Source organism: Streptococcus sp. 'caviae', assembly GCF_001937065.1.
GTDB lineage: Bacteria > Bacillota > Bacilli > Lactobacillales > Streptococcaceae > Streptococcus.
In genome coordinates this window covers 1-24,622 of sequence record NZ_MOWR01000005.1, presented here as the reverse complement: position 1 = coordinate 24,622, position 24,622 = coordinate 1, and the positions used below count along the sequence as shown (strand labels likewise).

Genomic DNA, 24,622 nt, shown 5'->3' with positions numbered 1-24,622 from the left:
TTGAAAATCCGCAAATCAGCCATTTCCCACAGCAAGTAAAGGTTTCAAACTTACTGACTCATCAGATTCGTCACAAGCAGGGCAGCAAATCCCAAAGCATTGTTGAGACCATGTATCCAGATACTGTATTCCAGATGCTTAAATCTGTAACAAACAATAGCTAAAACAGCTCCCATACCAACATACAAGACAAAACTGCCAATATCACTGGGGCCGTGGAGCAGGCCGAAAAGCAGAGCGCCAAGAGCAAATCCCCAACCTTCAAACCGCTTCGAGAATAATCTAGGAATAAGACCTCTAAAAATAATTTCTTCCGTTAGAGGAGCTATAATAACAATAAAGATGAACATAATCAAAAGCGAGGAGTTTTCAAAGAGCTGATCAATCGTTGCCTGATTGTTCGTAGTCGTCTTGCCTTCCAGCGTTAAAATAATGCCGCCGATAAGCTTAACAATAAATAGCGCTATAAATCCCAGCGAGACCACCGCAAAAGTTTTCCAGCTCAGCCAGTTCTTAATATCAGAACCAAGCAGTTCTTTGCGCCTGGCCAGCACATAGAAACCAGCAATCACAAGGACTTGCATAATAACAATCGCTAATGTTTGCCACACATTAAGAACTGAGCTCTCCCTTTTCCAAATTATCATTACTAAATCAGGCACCTGACTCACAACAAATAAACCAACAATAGCGGCTGCAGCCGCTGCTTTTTTTAAAATTCCTTTCATATCTCTCCTTTGATTAATAACTATTTTTCTCGCGATTTTAAAGCAGAAGGGTATATTTATAACGCCTGCCAGCTAACATAAAAGACCAGTTACGCAAGTGATTGCTGCAAATCTTTTTCACCTACATAACTGAGCTTTGATTTAACAAAAAAGTTGATAGGTGAATATCTATCAGCTTTTTCGGTCTTATCATAAAATGTGATAACTTATTTAACTTTCAGACGCTCAACATCACGCGCAATGACAAGCTCTTCATCGGTCGGAATAACCAGCACTTTGACCTTAGCATCATCCGATGACACCACACCATAGGCTGGGCGCGCTTCATTCTTTTCGGCATCAATATCCGCACCAATCCAAGAAAAGTGCTTGATAATTTCATCTCGAATATGAGCATCATTTTCACCAATGCCTGCTGTGAAGACAATAGCATCAACACCATTCATTACCGCAGCGTAGGCACCGATATGTTTAACAATACGGTCAATAAACATAGCATAGGCCAAGGAAGCATCCTTATCGCCATTTTTTGTTGCCGTCTCAATCTCACGCATATCATTAGATAATTCTGAAATACCGAGCAGACCAGACTCATGATTGAAAATACGGCGAATATCTTCCGGCGTTTTGAAATCATCGGTATTATCCATCAGATAAGGAATAATCGCCGGATCCAGATCCCCCGTGCGCGTTCCCATCATAACACCGCCCAGCGGAGTGAATCCCATGGAAGTATCCACTGATTTACCGCCGTCAACCGCTGTGAGCGAAACACCGTTCCCCATATGAGCCGTAATAAGTTTAAGCTCTTCAATAGGCTTACCTAAAACTTTAGCCGCTTCATGAGCAACATAATAGTGACTGGTCCCATGAGCGCCGTACTTACGAACCTTATTTTCTGTAAAGTATTTATTTGGCAATGGGTAGCGGTAAGCAACCTCCGGCATTGTTGTGTGGAAAGCCGTGTCAAAAACCACAACACTGGTAATGTCTGGAAGAATTTCTTTAAATGCTCGTATTCCTGCAGCATTGGCCTTGTTATGCAGGGGTGCCAGAAGGGCCAGCTCTTCAACTTTTTCAATGACCTCTTCACTGTCCACCAGAACAGATTCATTAAAATAAGTTCCGCCTGCAACCACACGGTGCCCCACACCTGTAATTTCATCATAAGATTGGATAATTCCCAAATGAATTAAATCATCCAAGAGAATTTTTACAGCAGCCGTATGGTCTTTAATCGCCAAAGTTTCAGAAACATTTTGGTCATCAAATTTTACCGTTGAAATGGCATCATCCTTACCAATACGCTCAATTAAGCCTTTTGCTAATACTTTTTCTTCAGGCATTTGATAAAGCTGCCACTTCAGACTTGAAGAACCTGCATTAATAGAAATTGTTTTTGACATAAGATACCCCTTCATGAAATCGTTTACGATAATATATGATTATTATAGCAGATTATCCCTTAAATGACATTATCTTCCTTCCATTTTTTAAAATTTTTCATAAAACCTCGTAAAACATCAGGATTCTGTAAATCCGTCAGCGGGTAAACAAAGGTCTCGCAAGCCTGTTTTTCTTGTTTCTTTAAGATAAAAATAGATTTCATATTGTTTTTATGACTAAAAACCTTCTCCGGCAGAGAGATAACCGATAAAACAGCAGCCTTTTCCTGCAGCCATGCCTTTAACAAAGGACTCTGTTCGCTGGTCAGCAAATCAACAGGTGCCAGAAAAATAGCTAATCCATTTTTCTTTAAATACTTAAACGACTGCTCCATTAAAAGATGGTGAGCATAGGTATGCCCTTCTGCCGCTGCAACCTCATAGCGTTTGGCAATGTCATCGTTAGGATAGAAACCAACAGGCAAATCACTGATAATAACATCACTTTCCTTTAAAATTTGCGGCCGCACAGCATCTTCTTGAATAAAATGAACAGGAGAATCTAAGACATCTGCAACACTTGCGGATAGATCAATCAAAAGATCATCCACCTCAATACCCATATAGTCGAGCTCTTTCGAACTGTTATTAACCAGCGTTTCTGCGAGATTTCCTGTTCCTGAACCAATTTCAAGAACATCTAACTGATCACTGTCAGTCAATTCTTCCAGTAAATAAAGAAGTATAAAGCCGATACTGTCCGGAGTAAACTGGTGGTTTGCCTGCAGCTGAGACTCCTGAGCCGCCTTAATAAACAGAAACTGAAAGGTTCTGCGCCACTCTTCTTTACTGAGATTCAGTTGCCGTAACTGATCATTATTCTGTCTAATCATATCATCGGCTCCGTCAGCTCCCAGATAATAAGCATTTTGCTCAATTAGAGCATCGTAAAGGTTTGTCTGAATTTTCGCCTCCAGCTGCTGACAATTGTCTAACAGTAACTTATAGGCTGTTTCTATTTTTTCAAAGTCCATGATTTCCTCCAGCACCTATCATATCAAAAATAGATGGAACTGGCAAAATCAATTATGGGTTTGAGAAGGTCTCTTTTCCTTCGATTCTTCAGGGGCTGTTTTCTCTTTTTCAAAATTTCTTTCAGCCGTTTCCTCCTTTGTTTTATCACTTTCTTCTTTAAAGTGATAGCGGTAAGACCGACCGCTTTTCAAACGCACTTCAATCACAATCTGCTGATTTTCCTTCTGATAAGATGAACTGCCGTAATTAAAAGTAAACTGCCCGCTATTATCCTTGGCCAGATCCTGAGTTAATTCTGCCATAAGATAGGCCTGACTGGCTGATAATTGCAACTGATTCTGCCTTTGCGTCGCAAGAACACGGTTAAGATAAAACTGCAATAAAAGGCTAAATATCGCTGCCATTAGCAAGGCATATAGAAGAACACCTGCCTTAACTTTTTTCGTCAAATGCATAGACAAAAGTCCTCTCTAATCCATCGTCAAAAGTAATATCTAACCTGACAATTTCTCCGGATTGACTAAAATAAGCTGTCTTAATTCCTGTCAGCATAGGCTGATAGCCGCGCCCGTCAGCATTCGTCTTCCTAAAGTCTGTCGCTTTGGATTTGCCAAAAGCCAAGTTCTGTCCGTCTTTACTGATGTAAAGTTTATGGTTATCTAATTTCTGCAGACTTGTCCCTTCAAGTTCTGAACGAAATTGTTGGCAGAAAAGCAGCCATCTATCTTTTTGATTTTTTGACAAATAGTGAATATTGCTGCTAATCACTTTAGTTAAGCCACTGTAAACAGAAATACTGCCGGCAATGACAAGCAGGGCGACCAGACACTCCAGAAGTGTAAATGCTCTTAATTTATTCTTTAACAAGACTTATGACCTCCCCTTGATCGTGGTAAACGGCGATCGAAGTTTCATCTCTGACAACCCTCACACTGACGCCGTTGAGGCTCAGTTTATCCTGCTTCGTTTGAACAGCCATTATCGCTGCGTTCATCACTTCCTGTCTTTGCAAATTGTCAGCTGCTCTTTTTTGGTCGTGATTAATCTGCTGCAGAATTAAAGATGTGATTGTTACTAAAAGACCTAGAGCAATTAGGCTTTCAAGGAGAATATAAGCTTTCATTTTCTGTTTTTTTATATTGACCACTCCCTATGTATAATTGATAAGTTACCGTCTTTTTTGGAGTCTGGAAACTAAGTTTAGCTAGCGATGAGTTCCCGCCTGCCTGATCAAAATGCAGCGTCATGTCTTTTCCCAATTTAATATTCTCAGGAACATCAAGCGTCTCAATACCATTAGAAATCTTTTCTTTGTCTAAAGTTAGAGTCATTTCCTGTTTAGATAGAGCACTGAGCTTCTGTGTATCACGATAAAGATGCTCAAAGGACAGAAAAAAGAGCTGCTCTTCTACACTGGCAAAGGTCTGATTAATTCCTCCAGACAGACTTAGAATTAAAAAAGCTGTAATGGCTAGAGTTACTAGGCTCTCCAGGAGAGTAAAAGCTTTAATTCGCCACATGACATGCCTTTTCAGGATGTTTCGCATAATAAGCCTTATAAGAATCCGCCTGTTCCTGAGTAATATTGCCGCTAGCTACTAATTTTGAAAGGGTTGCCGAGTCAGTCTGATCCAATTCATACAGTTCAGCCTGACTTTCGACCACTTTGACAACAGCCGAATTGCCCGTATCCTTTACCTTATCTTTTTGCTTTGCTAAATTGGGTACAAATAAAAGCAGCAAAACACTGATAATCAGCAGCACAATTAACATTTCAATTAATGTGAACCCTTTAACGGTAACTTTCTTTAATTTTTTCATTACAAATTAACCTCCATATTTTGATAAATCGGCAGCAGCATTGCCACATAAATCATCACGATAATCACCGCCACCAGAACAAAGACAAGAGGCTGGATGAGCTGCATAGCCTTATTGAGTCTGCTAAAGAAATGCTCCCAGCTCTCCTCGGCGTAAATTTCAAGCTCACTGCCCAGTTTTGACTTGATCTCTCCATATTCAATCATTAGGCTAAGCTCTCGCAAAAAGAAAGGATAGTCTAAAACTTTCTGATGAAATTCCTGCCCAGATATAAGCGCCATTTCCATATCCCTGCCTATTTCTCTAAAGAGCTTTGACTTTTGCTGCTGCATCAAGCGAACAATCTGAGCCATCTCTACTCCTTGTCCTATAAGATTGCCCCATTCTCGTGCATAATAAGCTGTCAAATACAGCCGAAAATAACTGCCAGCAAACGGTATCCGACTGCAAACTGTCATTAAGCGAATCCGGCTCATTCTTCTTGAAGCAAAATAAAGGATTCCTGTTAAAAATATGAAGAATCCGCAGACTAAGAGAAAAATAGACGGAAAATGAGAAATAAGTGCTGTCGCAAAATTTCCATTTTCAAGCTGAGGAAGCAGGTAATTTTTTAATCCCAGCATGATGAGAATAAGAAAAAGGATTAAAATAACAGGATAGGTAGCTACCTCAATCAGCTTCTTTTTAACAACAACAAGATTGCTTAAATAAGCCTCAATTTTTAAGAGACTTTTCTGAGTATTCCCATGAATTTCAGAAAGTGCCAACTGTGTCACAACATTGTCTGAAAAACCTAAAGAACTCATTATTTCCGCTAAATTCAAGCCGTTTAGAAGTCCCTGACGCATGCCGTCCGTATAAACCTTTGCCAGTAAGCGGCTTCGCTCTAAAAAATCTACAATTTCAGTCAGGTTGAAGCCGCTGGTGAAAAGGTTATTAAATAATTGGATGACTTTCCTTTGTTTTTCAGTCTTCAATTTTTTCTGCTTCGGCTTCTTCCTTAGTGATATATCCTTCTGCAAAAAGGCTGTCAATTTGCTTATTCCACCTTTGAGCTGAATGTTTTTGGTAGTTTCTTTGGGCAAAATCAATTACACCTCCTCCCTTGATTAAACGTTGGTAAGCAATTCCGCGCAAAGCATTTTCCAGCTCCTCTTGGCTGACTCCCAATTCCAGCAGCCTGGCATAGACTCCGGGAATACTTTTAGCATGAACAGTCGAAAAGACAACCGCCCCAGTCAGACTTGCTCTGATAACTGCCCGCGCTGTTTCTTTATCTCTGATTTCCCCGATAATCAGAATGTCCGGCCGATGCCTGAGAGACAGTTTAATTAAATTATCATAGGTCATATCAATACTTTCATTTAGCTGCAGCTGCAGCATATTATCCTCTTTAATTTCCACAGGATCCTCAATGGTAATCACCTGTCTGCTGCTAAACTTTTCCTTGACCAATTGATACATCAGTGTCGTTTTCCCGCTGCCGACCGGCCCTGAAAAAAGATAAAGTCCTCTCCCTTTAATTTCCTTTAAAATGAGATTCATGCCATTAAACCAAAATTTTAAATCGTGGCGGCCATCAAATAAAAGACGAATGACCAAACTTTCATAACTGCGATAATCTCCGACACTTGATAGCCGTAAAGAGATTGTTTTGTCTTCATCATAGTGATAATCACAAGCCCCTAGCTGGCTTCGCCTTTTTTCGCCAACATTCATTCCCGCGACAAATTTAAAATGGCTGATAAGATTCGCCATAAACTGATGCTCGTAATCATCAATAAACCTTCTTTCATCCCCGATTCTCATATAGAGCTCATAAAAATCTCTTTTAGGAATAATATAAATGTCCTGAGCTCTGTTTTGAACTGCTTCTGCAATAATTTTCTTTCCTAACTCTTGAACCATAAATCCTCCTACTTTACTTATTCGCAAAGAAGAGAAATTTTGACTAAACTATTATTAATTATTGCTTGTAAAAGCCAAAAAAATAAACCGCGGCTTATACTTGCGGTTTATTCTTCTTAATAGAACAGGTCCGATGATTCGGTCTGTCATTTCGTCTGTCATAGGCCGGGCGGTGCATTTCCTCAGGAACTTCCTGCCAATCGGTTAAAAGAGCTAAAGAATAGTACTGCTGCACATATTCATCGCATTCTTCACACCAGCGCTGATCCTCTTCATCCCAAAAAGCTGTCATAATACTGCTGCGGCTGTTAAAACTTGAATGGGTACCATGTAAGTTTAACCATTCCTTTTTATAACATTTCAAAGCTTCATAATAATGCTCAAATTCATAGACCTGAACAATGTCATCTTTCCAGCCATCTAAGAACCACCAGGGTTCCATATCGCCGTACATTTTTACTACTTGATACATAAACCTTACTTCCTTGATACACTCATTATATAGGAAAAGCCTCATTTTTAAAAAAATTTTGCTCATTTGTGAGAAAGATTAGAATTATTATAAAAAAGCCCTGCTAAGCAGGGCTCCTCTCTATTCTGTTACGAGACTTTCATCAGTTTCAGTATCTTCAATAAGCTCAACTTCATTAACAGCCTGCGGCTCAATGTTGCGGTAGCGTGCCATTCCGGTACCGGCCGGAATAATCTTACCGATAATAACATTTTCTTTAAGACCAAGCAAGTGATCCTTCTTACCGCGGATAGCAGCATCTGTAAGAACACGAGTTGTTTCTTGGAAAGAAGCAGCAGACAAGAATGAATTTGTTTCAAGGGAAGCTTTTGTAATTCCCATGAGAACCGGACGGCTTGTGGCAGGAATGCCGCCAGCAATGACAATATCCTTATTGGCATCTGTAAAGTCAGCAATGTCCATCAGAACACCCGGAAGAAGATCTGTATCTCCCGGATCCATAACACGTACTTTGCGAAGCATTTGGCGAACCATAACCTCAACGTGCTTATCTCCGATTTCTACCCCTTGACTGCGGTAAACTTTTTGTACTTCAGAAAGAAGGTAAGTTTCAACAGATAAGGTATCACGGACTTCCAGTAGATGTTTGGGCTGAATAGACCCTTCGGTCAGCGGTGCTCCGCGGTGAACTTCATCGCCCACTTCAACTTTCATGCGAGCTGTGAACGGTACAGTGTACTCACCTTCCCCTGTTGCACCTTTGACGTAGACCTTCTTAGTGCGGGTAGCAGCATCTTCTTCAATGTCTGTGACTTGTCCCTTAACCTCTGTGATAACAGCTTCACCTTTAGGATTGCGGGCTTCAAAGATTTCCTGAATACGAGGAAGACCCTGTGTAATGTCGGCATTTGAAGCAACACCGCCCGTGTGGAAGGTACGCATCGTCAGCTGTGTACCCGGTTCACCGATTGATTGGGCAGCAATCGTACCAACTGCTTCACCAACTTCAACAGCATCGCCTGTTGCTAGGTTGATACCATAACAGTGGCGGCAGACACCGTGACGCGTGTTACATGTAAAGACTGAACGGATCGTCACTTCAGTAACACCGGCATCAACAATCTTACGGGCCATGTCTTCAGTGATTAATTCATCAGCTCCTACAAGAACCTGATCTGTTTCAGGATGCTTAACTGTCTTCTTAGTGTAACGGCCGACGAGGCGTTCTTCAAGCGTTTCAGTCACTTCCTTGCCATCAGTAATGGCTGTAATTGTCAAGCCTCGGTCCGTATGACAGTCATCTTCACGGATAATAACATCCTGTGCAACGTCAACCAAGCGGCGGGTAAGATAGCCGGAATCGGCAGTCTTAAGCGCTGTATCGGTCATACCTTTACGGGCACCGTGGGTTGAGAAGAACATTTCTAATACAGACAGACCTTCACGGAAGTTAGACAGGATAGGCAGCTCCATAATGCGTCCGTTAGGAGCAGCCATCAAGCCGCGCATACCGGCAAGCTGGGAGAAGTTAGAGATGTTACCACGCGCTCCAGAGTCCATCATCATAACGATTGGATTCTTAGCATCCTGTGTCTCAACCAAACGCTCTTCCAGTTTTTCCTTAGCATCACGCCAAGTTGCGGTAACAGCTTCATAGCGGTCGTCGTCAGTCATCAGACCGCGGCGGAAAGCTTTGGAAATCTCTTCAACGCGATGGTGGGCTGCATCAATAATTTCTTGCTTGTTATCAATAACCGGAATATCTGCAATTCCCACTGTCAAACCAGCCAAGGTTGAGTGGTAATAGCCCAGATCTTTCAGGCGGTCAAGGAAGGCCGAGGTTTCCGTTGTACGGAAACGTTTAAAGATTTCAGCGATAATGTTTCCGAGGTTTTTCTTTTTAAACGGAATATTTAAGTCAAGATTTTTAATAACTTCCTTGATATCAGAACCAGGCGTTAAGAAGTACTTATCAGGAGTTTTGTCTGTTAAGTTAGCATTGTTTGGTTCCTGAAGGTAAGGAAGGTCTGCCGGCATAATATCATTAAAGAGAATTTTACCAACAGTTGTAATCATGATTTTGTGCTTTTGCTCATCTGTCCATGGTTTGTCAGACATGCTGTCAACAGCAATACCCACACGGCTGTGGAGATGCACATAACCGTTGCGGTAAGCCATAACTGCTTCATCACGGTCCTTGAAGACCATGCCTTCACCCTCACGGCCGGCATCTTCCATAGTCAGATAGTAGTTACCAAGAACCATGTCCTGAGAAGGAGTTACAACTGGTTTACCATCTTTAGGGTTAAGAATGTGTTCAGCAGCTAACATCAAGAGACGGGCTTCTGCCTGAGCTTCTTCTGACAGCGGCACGTGAATGGCCATTTGGTCCCCGTCAAAGTCGGCATTGTAGGCTTCACAGGCAAGCGGATGAAGTCTGAGAGCTTTACCGTCAATCAAAACGGGCTCAAAAGCCTGAATACCCAGTCTGTGAAGAGTCGGTGCTCGGTTAAGAAGAACAGGGTGCTCTTTAATAACTTCTTCGAGAATATCCCAAATGCGGTCATCGCCGCGCTCAATCAAGCGTTTTGCTGCCTTAACATTTTGCACGATGTCGCGGGCGACAATTTCGCGCATCACAAACGGTTTAAAGAGCTCGATAGCCATTTCACGCGGAACACCGCATTGATACATCTTAAGTGTCGGACCAACGGCAATAACGGAACGGCCTGAGAAGTCAACCCGTTTACCGAGCAAGTTTTGGCGGAAACGGCCTTGCTTCCCTTTAAGCATATGGCTCAAAGACTTAAGCGGACGGCTTCCGGGTCCTGTGATCGGACGGCCGCGGCGGCCATTATCAATCAAAGCATCTACCGCTTCCTGCAGCATCCGTTTCTCATTTTGAACGATGATACCGGGAGCATTCAATTCAAGCAAACGTGCCAACCGGTTGTTACGGTTGATGACACGGCGGTAGAGGTCGTTAAGGTCAGAAGTTGTAAAGCGGCCGCCGTCCAACTGCAGCATTGGACGAAGATCCGGCGGAATAACAGGCAGGATGTTCAGTACCATCCATTCGGGTTTGTTGCCTGATTTTTGAAAGGCGTCAAGAACATCCAAACGGCGAACAGCCTTCACGCGTTTTTGACCGGAAACTGTTTTTAATTCAGCTTTCAGCTCTGCAATTTCTGCTTCTAAATCAACACGTTTCAAGAGGTCTTGGATAGCTTCTGCACCCATTTTGGCAACGAACGATCCCGGACCGTATTCTTGAAGCTTTTCACGGTATTCACGCTCAGTCAGCAGAGATTTTGGCTCAAGCGGTGTGTCCTTGGGATCAATCACCACATAAGCGGCAAAGTAAATAACTTCCTCCAGGGAACGCGGGCTCATATCAAGAGTGAGACCCATGCGAGAAGGAATACCTTTGAAATACCAGATATGAGAAACAGGTGCTTTCAATTCGATATGTCCCATGCGTTCGCGGCGGACTCTGGTACGGGTCACTTCAACACCGCAGCGGTCGCAGATAATCCCCTTGTAGCGAATACGCTTGTATTTACCGCAGGCACATTCCCAGTCTTTCGTTGGACCGAAAATAACCTCATCAAACAGACCGTCACGTTCTGGTTTTAAGGTCCGATAGTTGATTGTTTCAGGTTTTTTAACTTCGCCGTAAGACCATGAGCGGACTTTATTAGGCGAAGCTAATGTGATTTGCATACTTTTAAAACGATTTACGTCAACCACTAATTTTACCTTTCTTATGATTATCAGCAGCCAGACAGCCTAAGCTATCTACAGATTAAGCAGCTGGCAGTTTATTTATCTGTTATTTTTCATCACCATTTGCAAATTCGGCGGCTTCAATAACTTGTTTTTCACGCGCTTTTTCAAGGTCATCAACATGCATGACATCTTCATCTTCACCTTCATCAAGGTCGCGAAGTTCAACTTCTCTGTCATCCTCGTCAAGAACGCGCATATCAAGTCCCAGCGACTGCAATTCCTTCACAAGAACGCGGAATGATTCCGGCACACCTGGTTTTGGAATTGGATTGCCCTTGGTAATGGCCTCATAAGCTTTGAGACGGCCTGTGATATCGTCAGACTTGTAGGTCAGAATTTCTTGCAGAACATTTGATGCACCGTAAGCTTCCAGCGCCCAAACTTCCATTTCACCGAAACGCTGTCCGCCAAATTGAGCCTTACCTCCCAGCGGCTGCTGAGTGATCGTTGAATAAGGACCGACAGAGCGAGCATGGAGTTTATCATCAACCATGTGATGCAGTTTAATCATGTACATAACACCGACAGATACACGGTTGTCAAATGGTTCACCAGTCCGGCCGTCATAAAGGACGGTCTTGGCGTCAGAAGCCATACCGGCTTCCTTAACCGTTTCCCAAAGATCATCAGATGTCGCACCGTCAAAGACCGGAGTTGCAATATGAATGCCTAAGCTGCGGGCAGCCATACCAAGGTGAAGTTCCATAACCTGTCCGATATTCATCCGTGATGGCACACCGAGAGGATTCAGCATGATATCAACAGGTGTTCCGTCCGGAAGATATGGCATGTCCTCAACAGGAACAATACGTGAAACGACACCCTTGTTCCCGTGACGTCCGGCCATCTTATCTCCGACTTTGATCTTACGTTTTTGCGCAATGTAAACACGAACCAAGGTGTTAACACCTGACTGAAGTTCATCACCATTAGCACGGGTAAAGATCTTAACGTCGCAGACAACACCGTCTCCGCCGTGCGGCACGCGAAGAGAAGTATCGCGCACTTCACGCGACTTGTCACCAAAGATAGCATGCAGGAGACGCTCTTCAGCAGTCAGATCTTTTTCACCTTTAGGCGTTACTTTCCCGACAAGGATATCTCCTTCTTTTACTTCGGCACCAATGCGGATAATACCCATTTCATCAAGATCTTTGAGGGCTTCTTCCCCAACATTTGGAATCTCACGGGTAATTTCTTCAGGGCCAAGTTTTGTATCGCGGGTTTCTGACTCGAACTCTTCTAAGTGAACCGATGTATACACATCATCTTTAACCAGACGCTCACTCATAATAACGGCATCTTCAAAGTTGTAGCCTTCCCATGTCATATAGGCGACGATTGGGTTTTGACCGAGAGCCATTTCGCCTTTTTCCATGGAAGGTCCGTCAGCAATAAAGTCACCCTTTTCAACACTGTCGCCTACCTTCACAAGTGTTCGCTGGTTATAGGCAGTTCCTGAGTTAGAACGGCGGAATTTTGTAATATTGTAAACATCAAGGGAACCGTCTTCACGGCGGACTTCAACCTTGTCCGCGTCAGAATAAACAACCTTCCCATCATTTTGAGCGATAATAGCAGCTCCCGAATCATGGGCAGCCTGATATTCCATCCCTGTTCCCACAAGCGGCGCTTTCGGATCGATCAAAGGCACAGCCTGACGCTGCATGTTGGCACCCATGAGGGCACGGTTGGAGTCATCGTTTTCAAGGAATGGAATACATGCTGTCGCAACGGCAACTACCTGTTTAGGCGAAACATCCATATATTCTACAGAACTTGCTGGGAATTCTTGGTTGTTCCCTTGGTGGCGTCCCATAACGATTTCTTCAGCAAATGTGCCATCTTCATTGAGTTTTGAATTGGCCTGAGCAACAGTGTATTCATCTTCTTCATCCGCAGTCAGCCATTCAATTTCATTGGTAACCACGCCTGTACTGCGGTCAACCTTACGGTACGGTGTTTGGATGAAACCGTATTTGTTCAGATGCCCATAAGAAGACAGGTTGTTAATCAAACCGATGTTAGGTCCTTCAGGGGTTTCAATAGGACACATACGGCCGTAATGAGTATAGTGTACGTCACGAACTTCATAGCCGGCACGGTCGCGGGTCAAACCGCCAGGCCCTAAGGCTGACAGACGGCGCTTGTGAGACAGCTCAGACAGCGGATTGTGCTGATCCATGAACTGTGACAGCTGAGACGAACCAAAGAATTCTTTGATGGCTGCTGTTACCGGACGAATATTGATGATCTGCTGCGGTGTAAGCACTTCGTTGTCTTGAACGGACATGCGTTCACGAACATTGCGCTCCATACGAGCCAGACCGATGCGGAATTGGTTGGCCAGCAGCTCACCGACTGCGCGGATACGGCGGTTGCCTAAGTGGTCAATGTCATCAACCTTGCCCAGACCTTCAGCCAAGTTAAGGAAATAAGACATTTCAGCCAAAATATCGGCAGGTGTCAGGTGGCGTACCTTGTCATCCGGATTAGCATTGCCGACAATAGTCACAACACGGTCCGGATCGTTAGGAGCAACGACTTTGAATTTTTGCAGAATAACAGGCTCTGTCAAAACAGCATACTCATTAGGGGTATAGACAATCTTGTTGAGATCGCCTTCCAGATAATCAGAGATGGAATCAATCACACTGCGTGTCATCTCAGTTCCTGATTCGACCAGAATTTCACCTGTTTCAGGATCCACCAAATTTTCAGCAATAACTTGATTCAACAGACGGGTTTTAATATTTAACTTTTTGTTGATCTTATAACGGCCGACAGCTGCCAAATCGTAGCGGCGGGCATCAAAGAAACGAGCAATCAAAAGGCTGCGCGAGCTGTCAGCTGTTTTAGGTTCACCCGGACGAAGACGTTCGTAAATTTCCTTAAGAGCCTCATCAGTTCTGGAGTCATTGGGATTTTTATGAATATCTTTCTCAATAGTATTGCGAACCAGTTCGCTGTCCCCAAAGATATCGAGGATTTCATCATCGCCGGAAAAACCAAGAGCCCGCACAAGTGTTGTAAATGGAATTTTACGCGTCCGGTCAATTCTTGTATAGGCGATATCCTTAGAGTCCGTTTCAAGTTCAAGCCAGGCACCGCGGTTTGGAATAACAGTAGAGCCATAGCCGACTTTACCGTTTTTATCAACCTTATCATTAAAGTAAACACCTGGTGAACGAACTAACTGGGAAACAATAATCCGCTCAGCACCATTGATAATGAACGTTCCCATTTCAGTCATCAGCGGGAAATCGCCAAAGAAAACTTCCTGAGTCTTGATTTCACCGGTTTCTTTGTTAATCAGGCGGAAGGTCACAAAAATTGGCGCTGAATAGTGTGCATCATGAGCGCTTGCTTCTTCCAAAGTATACTTAGGTTCCTTAATTTCATACCCCACAAACTCGAGTTCCATGGTTTCAGTAAAGTTTGAAATAGGAAAAACATCTTCAAAAACTTCCTTAAGACCAGTATCTAAAAAGTCTTTGAATGAGTCCGTTTGAATTTCAATCAAATTTGGTAAATCAAGAACTTCTTTGATTCTTGAAAAACTGCGACGAGTACGGTGTTTACCGTATTGAACTTCATGTCCTGCCAAGTTTTAACTCCTTCTTCTTTCTAGACCTCTCAAGAGGCCAAAACGTTAGCAAATTTGCCGTTTACAGCAATTTTCAGAAACTTTAAATGTGTATTACAAATAAAGCCATTTCCTAAAATTAAGCACAAAAAGAGCAGCTAAATCTGACTCTTTAAAGCTTGATTTAACTGCTGTAAGCTCTGATTGGACAATATTTCAACCAAAGCAGACGACAAATAATTACATATATTATATACTATCTCTTTATGCTTGTCAAGAAATACTACCTTCCTCCAATGCTTGACCAGGCCTTTTGGTAGTCGCTGTCTGTACCGCCTATGGCAAATTTATAGACTGTATTGCCCGGACCGTTTTTCGCCCAGTAGCTCGTAGTGGTGGCACCGCCGACCGAAATAGTTTTTCCATTGACATTGACCGTCGCTGGTTTCAGGCCTGTTGATTTCAGAACATTGGCTTTAATAACACTGGAATCAAGGCTAAAGCGCTGATTGGTCCCCCAAACATTTGGATCTGCCTGATTAATCGCATTGACCAAGTACGCCATATATTGGGCATTGTTGTTGTAACCCGACATTGATTTTAAAGACGTGTTATTATCATGGCCGGCCCAGCCTCCAAGGGTTGTTTTGGGCGTAGACAGAATCAGCCAGACATCAGTATAATCATCGGTTGTTCCCGTTTTCCCTGTCCAGTCAGCATTGGCCAGACCTGAATTGAGGGCTTTCAGCTTATCTTTAAAAGTTGTCGTTTTGCCCGAACTAATAGGACCCCTAAGCAGCTCATTTAAGATGCTGGCAGTTGCTTTCGAATAGACCCGCACCGGTTTAGATTGATGCTGATAAATGACCTTGCCTTGACTGTCAGTAATCTTTTCAACCATATATTGTTTTTGATAAACGCCGCCATTAGCAAGGGTCTGGTAGCCATTTGTCTGCTGGGCAACCGTTGTTTCAACGCCGCCGCCTAAAGGAAGACTTTCAATATAATATTCAGGAATATGATAGCCCATTTTTTCCATATAATTGGGAACATCTACGCCTTTTTGCAGTAACATCTGGTAGGTCCAGTAAGCTGGAATATTCCAAGAAACATCCAGTGCTTCCTGCAGATTGACCATAGCCGTACCTTCATCACCGGCATGCATAATTTTTTGTCCGCTGGCAAAGGTTGTGGGATAATTTGAAAGCATGCTTGAGCTGCCCATAAGTCCCTGGTCAATGGCAGGGCCGTAAGCCAATAATGGCTTGATGCTGGATCCGGGTGATCTTGCCGTATCAAAAGCATGATTGTTTTGGTTGCTTTTATAGTCGCGTCCTCCTACAAATCCAAGGACAGCTCCGCTGGAATTATCCATAAGAACATTGCCGACTTCAACTTTGCCCGTTCCATCATCAAGAGAACCGCCATGCTGGGCAACCGCCGTCTGCATAGCTTTATAAACTTTCTTATTGATAGTCGTTGTAATGGTATAGCCGCCTAAACGCAGCTCCTGCAGGGCTTTTTCTTTATAGGCTTCCTTGGTTTTATCATTCTTTAAATCCTGTGCAGAAACCTTATCCTTTTTGACAAGATAGTCGTACATAAGATCCTGAGCTTCTTCAAAGACCGAATAGTACAAATAATCATGGGAGTCTGCCCGTGCTGCCTGCGGTTTTTTAAAGTCTTTTTTAAGATCGTATTTTTTATAACTTTCGTAGTCAGCCTTTGACAAGACACCTGTGCGATACATATTGTACAGCACATTTTGCGAGCGTTTCAAGCCCAGCTGCATATCTTTTGCCGATTTGAGCTTCCCTGCAGCTGTATAAGGTGAATAAGCAATAGGGCTCTGCGGCAGTCCGGCTAAAAAGGCTGCCTGAGGAATGGTTAAATCTTTAGCAGCAACACCAAAAATTCCCTGAGCCGCTTCTTCAATTCCGGCAATATTTTGTCCCTTATTATTGCGCCCAAACGGAGAGACATTAAGATAATTGGTCAGAATTTTATCCTTATCTTCATAACGCTCAAGAGCCAAAGCATAAATAATTTCTTTGGTTTTACGTTTAAAGGTAGGATCATCTCCCAAAACCTGCTGTTTTAAGAGCTGCTGCGTCAGTGTTGAACCGCCGCTGCTCTCACCAAGTCCTAAAACCGAGGCAAGCGTTGCCCGAAAAACAGCTTTGGGAACCACTCCCTTGTGTTCTTTAAAGTTTTCATCTTCCGTTGCAATAACGGCTTTTTTCACATTTTCCGAAATGTCCTTGCCATCTACCGGTGTTCTTAAAAGATCTGTATCAATGGTTGAAATCAGCGACTTATCTGAATAGGTCATCTTAGAAATTCTGGTTAAAGTATTAACCTGAGTGACCAAGTCCGTCTTTTCAGGAACAGTTACATGTTCTACCTGACTCGCCAGATAGCCGAATCCCACACCAATGCCTAAAAAAAGAAATAAAAGAATAAGAATGTAAGCAAAATCGGACAGCAGTTTAAGGGTGCGCAAAAAAACTGAACCGAAATCCAGATAATCAGCTCGCTTTAATTCCTTTAACTTCAGGTTTTTAATTGCTTTAGCAAAGTCAATTTTGCTAAGATCAGGCCTTTTAGCAAATACTTCTTTGAACTTTCTTTTAATTTTTTCTAGCAGGGACATAACAATACCTCAGTTTACATTATATCAAATTTATTATTTTTAACATAGCCGATGTTCCTATCAAGTCAATTATTTTCTTCCTCTTTCATAAGAACTTGCACAGCCCCTGTTGTTTTTGATATAATGCTTTGTAATGTTATAAGAATATGGAGAAAAGCTATGACTATTTTTGAAGAACTCAAAGCACGCGGCTTAGTCTTTCAAACTACTGATGAAGAGGCCCTGAAAAAAGCGTTGGATGAAGGGCATGTCTCTTTTTATTCAGGCTATGATCCAACAGCAGACAGCCTCCATCTAGGTCATCTGGTACCCATTTTGGTCATGAAGCATCTGCAGTTAGCCGGACATAAACCTTATCCGCTCGTAGGAGGAGCTACCGGCTTGATTGGCGATCCTTCCTTTAAAGATGATGAACGTAGCCTTCAGACTAAGGAGACTGTCAAAGGCTGGGTTGAAAGCATTCGCAGCCAGCTGGAGCGTTTTATTGAGTTTGAAAACGGTGATAACAAAGCGCAGATGGTTAACAACTATGACTGGTTTGAATCTGTCAGCTTTATTGATTTCCTGCGCGATGTCGGCAAATATTTCACAGTCAACTATATGATGAGCAAGGAATCTGTGAAAAAACGCATTGAAACCGGAATTTCATATACTGAATTTGCCTACCAAATTATGCAGGCCTATGATTTTTATGTTCTCAATCAAAAATACGGTGTGACCCTGCAAATCGGCGGCTCTGATCAGTGGGGCAATATGACTGCCGGTACTGAACTGCTTCGCCGTAAGGCTGACGCGCAGGGACATGTGATTACTGTTCCTTTGATCACAGATGCTACCGGCAAAAAATTTGGCAAATCAGAAGGCAATGCTGTCTGGCTGGATGCCGACAAGACGTCTCCTTATGAAATGTATCAATTCTGGCTGAATGTTATGGATGCTGATGCTGTGCGTTTCCTGAAAATTTTTACCTTCCTGTCTCTGGATGAAATTGAAGATATTCGTCTCAAATTCGAAGCAGCTCCTCATGAACGTTTAGCACAAAAAACATTGGCAAAAGAAGTTGTCACCTTCGTTCACGGTGAAGAAGCTTACAAAGAAGCTGTAAAAATTACCGAACAGCTCTTTGCAGGAAATATCAAGAGCCTTTCTGCTAAAGAACTCAAACAAGGCCTCAGCAATGTGCCTAACTATGCGGTGAAATCAGAGGACAGCCTTAATATTATTGATATTTTAGTCGCTACTGGTATTGTCAATTCTAAACGCCAGGCTCGCGAAGATGTGCAAAACGGCGCTATTTATATCAACGGCGAACGCATTCAGGACTTAGATTATCAATTATCTGACCAAGACAAAATTGATCATGAACTAACTGTTATCCGCCGCGGTAAGAAGAAATATTTTGTCTTAACTTATTAACAGCCCAATAAAGAAAGTGACCTAAAAAATGTTGATTTTAGGTCACTCTTTTTTAAATCTGTTTAATCTTTTATCAGCCGGTTCAAAAGACCGACAAGCAAGAAAATAGCAATGAAAATCATGGTTATAGTTGCACTGGCGGGAGTTTCTGCCAAATAAGAAATAAAGATGCCGGACACCATTCCCATGAAACCAATCAGAATTCCCAGAGCAATAACGGTTTTAAAACTTTTTCCCAATCGCATTGCAATGCTGGCAGGCAAGACCATAATCGTTGATACCAAAAGGGCACCGGCTGCCGGAATCGTCAGAGCAATAGCCACTCCTGTAACCACATTGAATAAAATGGACATCAGCCGAACAGGCAGCCCATCCACAAAAGCGGTATCCTCATCAAAAGTTAGAATATACATAGGACGAATAAAGCAGACAGTGAGAATTAAGACAATCGCAGCAATGGCAAAGAGGGCAACCACCTGTTCAAAACTAATCGTAATAATAGAACCAAAAAGGTACTGTTCCAAACTGACGTTGCTGGCATCACCAGCCTTACTCATAACAATTAAAGAAAGTGCTAAGCCCATCGACATCAGAATAGCTGTTGCAATCTCCATGTAGTGACGGTAAACCGTACGCAGATATTCAAGCACGACAGCAGCCAAAGTAACCACTAAAAGTGTCGTCCAGGTCGGAGAAATTCCCAGTAAAACCCCAAAAGCAACCCCGGCCAAAGAGACGTGGCTCAGGGTATCGCTCATCAGGCTCTGGCGGCGCAAAATGAGAAAGAGCCCCAAAATCGGAGCAAAGAGACTGATTGCCACAACAGCAAGTAAGGCACGCTGCATGAAATCATAAGCTAATATATCACTTAACATCATCTTTTTCCCCCTTATCTTTGTCATGGATGTTAAAGCAGCGCCAAGGCAAGTCTTGATTTCTTACCAAATGAATATTTCGGTCGGCGTACTTTTTGACTTCCTCAGGATCATGCGTAATCATCAAGACCGCCTTGCTGTGCCGATGAGCACTGTGATGCATTAACTCATAAAAGGTTTCTGTTGTTCCTGCATCCATGCCGGTCGTAGGCTCGTCTAACACAAAAATGTCAGGATCACTGGCAAACATTCTGGCGATAACAGCACGCTGCTTTTGTCCGCCGGAAAGACTGCCAATAGGCTTATGACGATTTTCCCACATACCGACGGATTCCAAACTAGCCTTAACATGCTCCTCATCATGCTTTGTCAGCCTTCTGAACCAGCCATTTCTGGGGTAACGGCCTGATTTAACAAATTCGTAAACCGTGCTTGGAAAACCAGCATTAAAACTGGCAATCTGCTGAGGCAGATAGGCCAGACGTAATTTTTTACCAGCTACATTTGTTTTAGAAAATTCCACAGAACCAACCTTGGGCTTTAAAATACCCAGAGTGGCCTTGATTAACGTTGATTTGGCGGCTCCGTTTTCACCCGTTAAAGTGACAAATTCACCGCTGTCCAAATGATAGGTAATCCCTTCTAAAACAGGTTCTGAATCGTATTGGTAAGATAGATTTTTAACAGTAATATATCGCACAGCTACTCCTTTAATTCCTCACTTAAGGCAGTTAAAAAGCGACTGATAACAGCCTGTTCCTCTTTTGAAAAGGTGTCTAAGAGATGATTATAAACCGATAGCGTCAAAGCATGATGGTGCTCGTGTTCCTGAGCAATAGGCTTAGCCAAGTCCGTCAGACGAAAATAAGTCACCCTCGCATCAGCCTTATCTTTGATAGACTCCAGCATCTCCTGCTTCACAAGCGATTTGACTGCCTTCGTCACCGCTGCCTGGCTCACATTCAAGCGTTTGGCCAAGTCTGAATTGGTCAGATTTTCCTGTGACAGCAGCATCAAGATGTGCTCCTGAGTATTAGTCAGCTTAATCTCACTTTGGCAAGATCCGATCAGCAGTTCGTGCTGATTTTCAGCCTTTAAAAGAATCTGATTGATCAAGCGATCAATTTCCTGTCCTAATGCCATAGCTCCCTCCTTTTAATTAACCGGTTAATTATTTATCGCTTAATCTTACCATAAATAAAAAAAAGAAGCAAATGAAATTGATTCTTTTTATATTATTCTCACCTTATAAACTTCCTTGCAAAAGCCCTTCATACTGTTAACAACGCGGTTGGCGCGTTTTTCAGTCCGGCAAAGGGCAAAAACTGTCGGCCCGCTGCCTGTCATCAAAGAAATGTCAGCACCGCATTTGTCCATACGATCCTTAATTTTTTGGATAAAAGGTTTCCTGGCAATGGTAATATCCTCAAGTGAATTGCCCATGAATTGCAGCACATCGTCATAGGAATCTGTCAGAATAGCCTCTTTTAAAGCATCAATATTGACACGAGAAATAGTCTCTGTGTTAATTTCTTTGAAAATCGTCCTTGTGGAGATGCCGAAGTCGGGCTTAACCAAGACCACCCAGGCCGACAAAGAGCTGGGCAGATTTTCGACAATCTCTCCCTTGCCCGAAATAAGAGCACAGCCGCCTTTGATGCAATAAGGAACATCACTTCCAATTTCAAAGCCAATTTCAATCAGCTCTTCTTCTGATAAGTTAAGCTCCCATAAACGGTTAAGAGCACGCAGGGTCGCAGCAGCATCACTGGAACCTCCGCCTAGGCCAGCACATATAGGAATCGATTTTTGAAGTGTTATTTCAAGGCCGGTACTAATCTGGTAGCGATCTTTCAAAAGCTGAGCAGCCTTGCAAACATCGTTTTTACTATTCAAAGGCAGCTTACAGCTATTGGAATTGACGATGACCTGATCTTCAGCGATTTCAGTAATTGTAACATAATCATTTAAGTCAACACTGACCATAATCATTGACAGTTCGTGAAAACCATCCTGACGCTTGCCGGCAATATCAAGACCAAGATTGATTTTAGCAGGAGCTTTCTCAACAATTTCCATATCATGCCTTTCTTGTGAATGATTATATTCATTATACCAAAAACTTCTCTTGTGTGCTCTGCCAAACCGCATAAAAGCGAAGTTTTCCCCAGTCTAAAACAGCCAAATGACATGTAAAAAGACTGACATAGATTGAACTGCTCCCTGTCAAGTAGACAATGAAATAATAAAAGATTAAACAACGGCCTTGTTCCTCACTTCAAGAGGGGCAAGGCCGTTGTGCTTCTCTTGAAAACGTTCATTGTTGTAAAAATAGATATAGTCATCACTATCAGCGACTAACTCCTCAAATGTCTTGTAGGTCTTCAAATCATAACATTCCGTTTTAAAGTGACCAAAGAAACTCTCAATTGGGGCATTGTCAATGCATTTTCCAACTCGTGACATAGAGCGTGTCATCTGATATTGTGTCGTTACCATTCGGTATTCCCGTGAAGTGTATTGGGAACCTCGATCACTATGGAGCAGTGGCGTGGCTCCTGGGTTAATCTCCATTGCCATTCTTAGATTTTCCATAACAAGTAGATTATCATTATGCTTACTGATATGGTAAGCTACGATAGAGCCGTCATAAAGGTCTTTAATAGCACTTAAATAAGCCTTACAACCTAATCCATATTGCAAGAAGGTCACATCTGTACACCACTTCTGATTAGGTGACTGAGCTGTAAACTCTCGATTAAGAAGGTTCTCTTCAATGTTGACGAAGCTAGTCTTTGTGCAGTAGCCTCTAGAGCGGCGAATAATTGAGGAAGTTCCTAAAATTCGCATGAGCCTCCTGATTCGCTTCTTGTTATAAGTTGTCCCAAGTTGGCGGTTGACAAATCGTGTCATTCGACGATAACCTAAAATTCCTCTGTGTTTGGCATGAAGTTCCTTAATGCTCTCTAATAGTGTTTGATTCGTCTTCTCAGATGTCGTTTCCTTGTGATTGAGCCATTTGTAATAACCTGACCGAGAGACACCAAGCAATTGGCATAACTGGCTAATAGAGCCTTCATGATGTTTAGCAGAATAATCTTGAATAGCTTGAAAGGCTTCCAAGTAACGTCCAAGTCTTACCGTCGGTTTCTGCGTCTGATTTCTTGTAACTTTTTTAGCAGTCCTACCTCCATCTCAAGGGAACGATTGCGTTCTTCTAGTTGCTTGATTTTGAGCTGCATCTCTTCTTCTGGGGTAAGGTTCGGCTTACTTTCTAACCCTTTACCTCTGCGGTCTAAAAGTCCTTGACTACCATCCTTCTCAAACTTCCTCACCCAAGAATAAACTTGTTGGTAGGAAATGCCATATTTCTCAATCGCTGCCTGATAGTCCTTATCATGAGCAATAGTGAAATTGACAATCTCCACACGTTCTTCAAAAGTGGTTTTACGTCCCTGTTTCATACGACTGAGTCCTTTACTAGTTGCTTTGATTTCTTTACCACTAGTATACCGTTTTATCCACTTTTCGAGAACACTTTTAGAGGATATTTGATACCTGTCACAAATAGTATACGTTGACCCTTTTCCATTAAGATAATCATGAACTGCTTGTTCTTTCAGCTCTTGGCTATAGTGCTTCCAAGTTTGACTTTCTTTTAGCTCCTATTTGCCTGCATACATGTATTTACGAACCCAAGTTCTAATGGTGATATCACTCACTCCATAAGACTTTACTAGGGTGGACATAGAGACTCCTTGTTCTAAATAAAGTCGTACGATTTCTAACTTTTCCTCTATTGATTTTTGACTTCTTTTAGACATACGAAAACTCCCCTTATAGTTTCTAGTGAATTTTTGTTTTTTCACTGTCCACTATATGGGGAGTATATCAATTATCTCAGCCTTTTGTTTTAGATCTTTTGCTGTCCATGCAAGAAAAACACAAAACTTTTGTAAAGTTCCTTTTGTGTGTCCCAGTTTGATTAACTTTTTGATAGCTCTTCCCTTTTTGTCATAAGATAATCAAGATTAAACTAATTCAGCAGGCGGTCAGTAAAGAATTTTTCCTACTGTTCTCTTAAACTGGTGTCATCGAAATCACTCAATTTTTTCTTGAGATCTTTAAGCATTTTTTGCCTTCCCAAAAATCGTTCCCCAGCGACCAGACGCTCAAACTGCTCTTTCTGATTCTCATCCAGTCCCTTCTTGTAAGCCGTTAAACGGTCATAAAATAAGACATATTCATCCAGCTGCATGCCTGCACTAGAAACACAGTGAGCCACTTCACTGATTTCATCATAAGGCATTTTGTTAAAACGACGCTTTTGACTTTCCTGCTGACGCAAAACATCTTTAATATAATTCGAGAATCTCGTTTTAAAATAAACATAAAGTTTTGCATCATCCTTAGCTAATTCAGGATGTTCTTTTAACAATTGATGTAAAACCAGCATTCCCTCTTGCTGCCAGTCTTCCCGAGTCCACAGCTTAATAAAGTAGCAGCGCTGCAGCTTAAATATAATCGGCTTAACTTTATTAAAAGCAATTTCAAAATCTTCTTCCATCTTTACGATGCCCTCCTTTGTTTGATGACATCATTATAAAGCTAAAGCGATTTTAAGAACAGGACATAAATGTCCTGTTTTCTCATTATATACTAAAAAACACCTCAATGAGGTGTTTCAGACTGAAGAAAAAGTCAATTTTTATCAAAAGAACTATTGTGTTATGATACTTTCCTTAGGTAGCACGGACGGCAAAACCAAACGCCAACGCTATAGCTTTTGACTAGGTTTTGCATTAGATTGCCGTTAGAAATAGTATCGATTTCTAACGGCAATCGTCGCAGCAACTTCCTTTGGAATTTCATACCTAAGTTCAAGATACAATCCGCAGCCTGTGTTCAATTAAGATTTTGAGCCCAAGTCTCAAAATCTCCGAACGAGGCTGGG

At 42.3% G+C, this 24,622-nt stretch carries 20 protein-coding genes and 1 pseudogene; 1 reads left to right on the top strand and 20 read right to left on the bottom strand.

Annotated elements, in window-relative coordinates; translation table 11 throughout:
- Positions 1-50 precede the first annotated feature (50 nt).
- The 14 genes from BMI76_RS06090 to pbp1b all read right to left on the bottom strand — a co-directional run bounded on the left by BMI76_RS06090 (position 51) and on the right by pbp1b (position 17,377).
- Entirely contained in the window at positions 51-728 is a 678-nt protein-coding gene (locus BMI76_RS06090) for a CPBP family intramembrane glutamic endopeptidase (RefSeq protein ID WP_075346705.1), read from the bottom strand.
- Positions 729-934: 206 nt separating this feature from the next.
- Entirely contained in the window at positions 935-2,134 is a 1,200-nt protein-coding gene (locus BMI76_RS06085; RefSeq protein WP_075346704.1) for an acetate kinase, read from the bottom strand.
- A gap of 59 nt (positions 2,135-2,193) precedes the next feature.
- Positions 2,194-3,147, bottom strand: coding sequence for a class I SAM-dependent methyltransferase (locus BMI76_RS06080; RefSeq protein WP_075346703.1), 954 nt, complete (start codon positions 3,145-3,147; stop codon positions 2,194-2,196).
- Between the two features lie 48 nt (positions 3,148-3,195).
- Complete coding sequence (comGG, locus tag BMI76_RS06075) at positions 3,196-3,603, bottom strand: competence type IV pilus minor pilin ComGG (protein ID WP_075346702.1); 408 nt, start codon at positions 3,601-3,603, stop codon at positions 3,196-3,198.
- Positions 3,581-4,015 carry a competence type IV pilus minor pilin ComGF gene (gene comGF, locus BMI76_RS06070; RefSeq protein WP_075346701.1) on the bottom strand — a complete coding sequence of 145 codons (435 nt, stop codon included), beginning with the start codon at positions 4,013-4,015 and terminating at the stop codon, positions 3,581-3,583. Before comGF ends, comGG begins: the two co-directional genes overlap by 23 nt.
- Entirely contained in the window at positions 4,002-4,295 is a 294-nt protein-coding gene (gene comGE, locus BMI76_RS06065) for a competence type IV pilus minor pilin ComGE (RefSeq protein ID WP_075346700.1), read from the bottom strand. Before comGE ends, comGF begins: the two co-directional genes overlap by 14 nt.
- Positions 4,249-4,668, bottom strand: a complete 420-nt coding sequence (gene comGD, locus BMI76_RS06060) for a competence type IV pilus minor pilin ComGD (RefSeq protein WP_075346699.1) — start codon at positions 4,666-4,668, stop codon at positions 4,249-4,251. The genes comGE and comGD overlap by 47 nt, the downstream gene beginning before the upstream one ends.
- On the bottom strand, positions 4,655-4,969 hold the full coding sequence (gene comGC / locus BMI76_RS06055) for a competence type IV pilus major pilin ComGC (RefSeq protein ID WP_075346698.1): 315 nt from the start codon (positions 4,967-4,969) through the stop codon (positions 4,655-4,657). The genes comGD and comGC overlap by 14 nt, the downstream gene beginning before the upstream one ends.
- Positions 4,969-6,012, bottom strand: a complete 1,044-nt coding sequence (gene comGB, locus BMI76_RS06050) for a competence type IV pilus assembly protein ComGB (RefSeq protein ID WP_374057272.1) — start codon at positions 6,010-6,012, stop codon at positions 4,969-4,971. The genes comGC and comGB overlap by 1 nt, the downstream gene beginning before the upstream one ends.
- Positions 5,936-6,877 carry a competence type IV pilus ATPase ComGA gene (comGA, locus tag BMI76_RS06045; RefSeq protein ID WP_075346696.1) on the bottom strand — a complete coding sequence of 314 codons (942 nt, stop codon included), beginning with the start codon at positions 6,875-6,877 and terminating at the stop codon, positions 5,936-5,938. Before comGA ends, comGB begins: the two co-directional genes overlap by 77 nt.
- Positions 6,878-6,971: 94 nt before the next feature.
- Positions 6,972-7,349 (bottom strand): DUF1033 family protein, encoded by a 378-nt coding sequence (locus tag BMI76_RS06040; protein WP_075346695.1) that lies wholly within the window; start codon positions 7,347-7,349, stop codon positions 6,972-6,974.
- 120 nt (positions 7,350-7,469) lie between these two features.
- Positions 7,470-11,099, bottom strand: a complete 3,630-nt coding sequence (gene rpoC / locus BMI76_RS06035; RefSeq protein ID WP_075346694.1) for a DNA-directed RNA polymerase subunit beta' — start codon at positions 11,097-11,099, stop codon at positions 7,470-7,472.
- Positions 11,100-11,181: 82 nt separating this feature from the next.
- Positions 11,182-14,745, bottom strand: coding sequence for a DNA-directed RNA polymerase subunit beta (gene rpoB / locus BMI76_RS06030; RefSeq protein WP_075346693.1), 3,564 nt, complete (start codon positions 14,743-14,745; stop codon positions 11,182-11,184).
- Positions 14,746-15,007: 262 nt separating this feature from the next.
- Positions 15,008-17,377 carry a penicillin-binding protein PBP1B gene (pbp1b, locus tag BMI76_RS06025; RefSeq protein ID WP_075346692.1) on the bottom strand — a complete coding sequence of 790 codons (2,370 nt, stop codon included), beginning with the start codon at positions 17,375-17,377 and terminating at the stop codon, positions 15,008-15,010.
- A 159-nt stretch (positions 17,378-17,536) separates the two neighbouring features.
- Here pbp1b and tyrS point away from each other — a divergent pair, with 159 nt between their 5' ends.
- Entirely contained in the window at positions 17,537-18,793 is a 1,257-nt protein-coding gene (gene tyrS, locus BMI76_RS06020) for a tyrosine--tRNA ligase (RefSeq protein ID WP_075346691.1), read from the top strand.
- 62 nt (positions 18,794-18,855) lie between these two features.
- Here tyrS and BMI76_RS06015 read toward each other — a convergent pair whose 3' ends face one another.
- From BMI76_RS06015 to BMI76_RS05985, 6 genes and pseudogenes are all read right to left on the bottom strand, one after another.
- Entirely contained in the window at positions 18,856-19,668 is an 813-nt protein-coding gene (locus BMI76_RS06015) for a metal ABC transporter permease (RefSeq protein ID WP_075346824.1), read from the bottom strand.
- Positions 19,658-20,368, bottom strand: a complete 711-nt coding sequence (locus tag BMI76_RS06010; RefSeq protein WP_075346690.1) for a metal ABC transporter ATP-binding protein — start codon at positions 20,366-20,368, stop codon at positions 19,658-19,660. Before BMI76_RS06010 ends, BMI76_RS06015 begins: the two co-directional genes overlap by 11 nt.
- A 2-nt stretch (positions 20,369-20,370) precedes the next feature.
- A complete protein-coding gene (locus tag BMI76_RS06005) occupies positions 20,371-20,811 on the bottom strand; it encodes a zinc-dependent MarR family transcriptional regulator (RefSeq protein WP_075346689.1) in 441 nt (146 codons plus the stop codon).
- Positions 20,812-20,898: 87 nt separating this feature from the next.
- Complete coding sequence (ispE, locus tag BMI76_RS06000) at positions 20,899-21,747, bottom strand: 4-(cytidine 5'-diphospho)-2-C-methyl-D-erythritol kinase (protein WP_075346688.1); 849 nt, start codon at positions 21,745-21,747, stop codon at positions 20,899-20,901.
- 174 nt (positions 21,748-21,921) lie between these two features.
- A pseudogene (locus BMI76_RS10560) lies at positions 21,922-23,492 on the bottom strand (IS3 family transposase).
- A gap of 245 nt (positions 23,493-23,737) precedes the next feature.
- Complete coding sequence (locus tag BMI76_RS05985) at positions 23,738-24,235, bottom strand: sigma-70 family RNA polymerase sigma factor (protein WP_075346686.1); 498 nt, start codon at positions 24,233-24,235, stop codon at positions 23,738-23,740.
- Positions 24,236-24,622 lie beyond the last annotated feature (387 nt).

Coding starts and splice junctions, on each gene's coding strand:
- BMI76_RS05985 (WP_075346686.1), bottom strand. CDS start 24,235: ATGGAAGAAGATTTTGAAATTGCTTTTAATAAAGTTAAGCCGATTATA.
- BMI76_RS06005 (WP_075346689.1), bottom strand. CDS start 20,811: ATGGCATTAGGACAGGAAATTGATCGCTTGATCAATCAGATTCTTTTA.
- comGC (WP_075346698.1), bottom strand. CDS start 4,969: ATGAAAAAATTAAAGAAAGTTACCGTTAAAGGGTTCACATTAATTGAA.
- comGG (WP_075346702.1), bottom strand. CDS start 3,603: ATGCATTTGACGAAAAAAGTTAAGGCAGGTGTTCTTCTATATGCCTTG.
- BMI76_RS06040 (WP_075346695.1), bottom strand. CDS start 7,349: ATGTATCAAGTAGTAAAAATGTACGGCGATATGGAACCCTGGTGGTTC.
- pbp1b (WP_075346692.1), bottom strand. CDS start 17,377: ATGTCCCTGCTAGAAAAAATTAAAAGAAAGTTCAAAGAAGTATTTGCT.
- BMI76_RS06080 (WP_075346703.1), bottom strand. CDS start 3,147: ATGGACTTTGAAAAAATAGAAACAGCCTATAAGTTACTGTTAGACAAT.
- BMI76_RS06085 (WP_075346704.1), bottom strand. CDS start 2,134: ATGTCAAAAACAATTTCTATTAATGCAGGTTCTTCAAGTCTGAAGTGG.
- comGA (WP_075346696.1), bottom strand. CDS start 6,877: ATGGTTCAAGAGTTAGGAAAGAAAATTATTGCAGAAGCAGTTCAAAAC.
- comGD (WP_075346699.1), bottom strand. CDS start 4,668: ATGTGGCGAATTAAAGCTTTTACTCTCCTGGAGAGCCTAGTAACTCTA.
- BMI76_RS06090 (WP_075346705.1), bottom strand. CDS start 728: ATGAAAGGAATTTTAAAAAAAGCAGCGGCTGCAGCCGCTATTGTTGGT.
- tyrS (WP_075346691.1), top strand. CDS start 17,537: ATGACTATTTTTGAAGAACTCAAAGCACGCGGCTTAGTCTTTCAAACT.
- BMI76_RS06015 (WP_075346824.1), bottom strand. CDS start 19,668: ATGTTAAGTGATATATTAGCTTATGATTTCATGCAGCGTGCCTTACTT.
- ispE (WP_075346688.1), bottom strand. CDS start 21,747: ATGGAAATTGTTGAGAAAGCTCCTGCTAAAATCAATCTTGGTCTTGAT.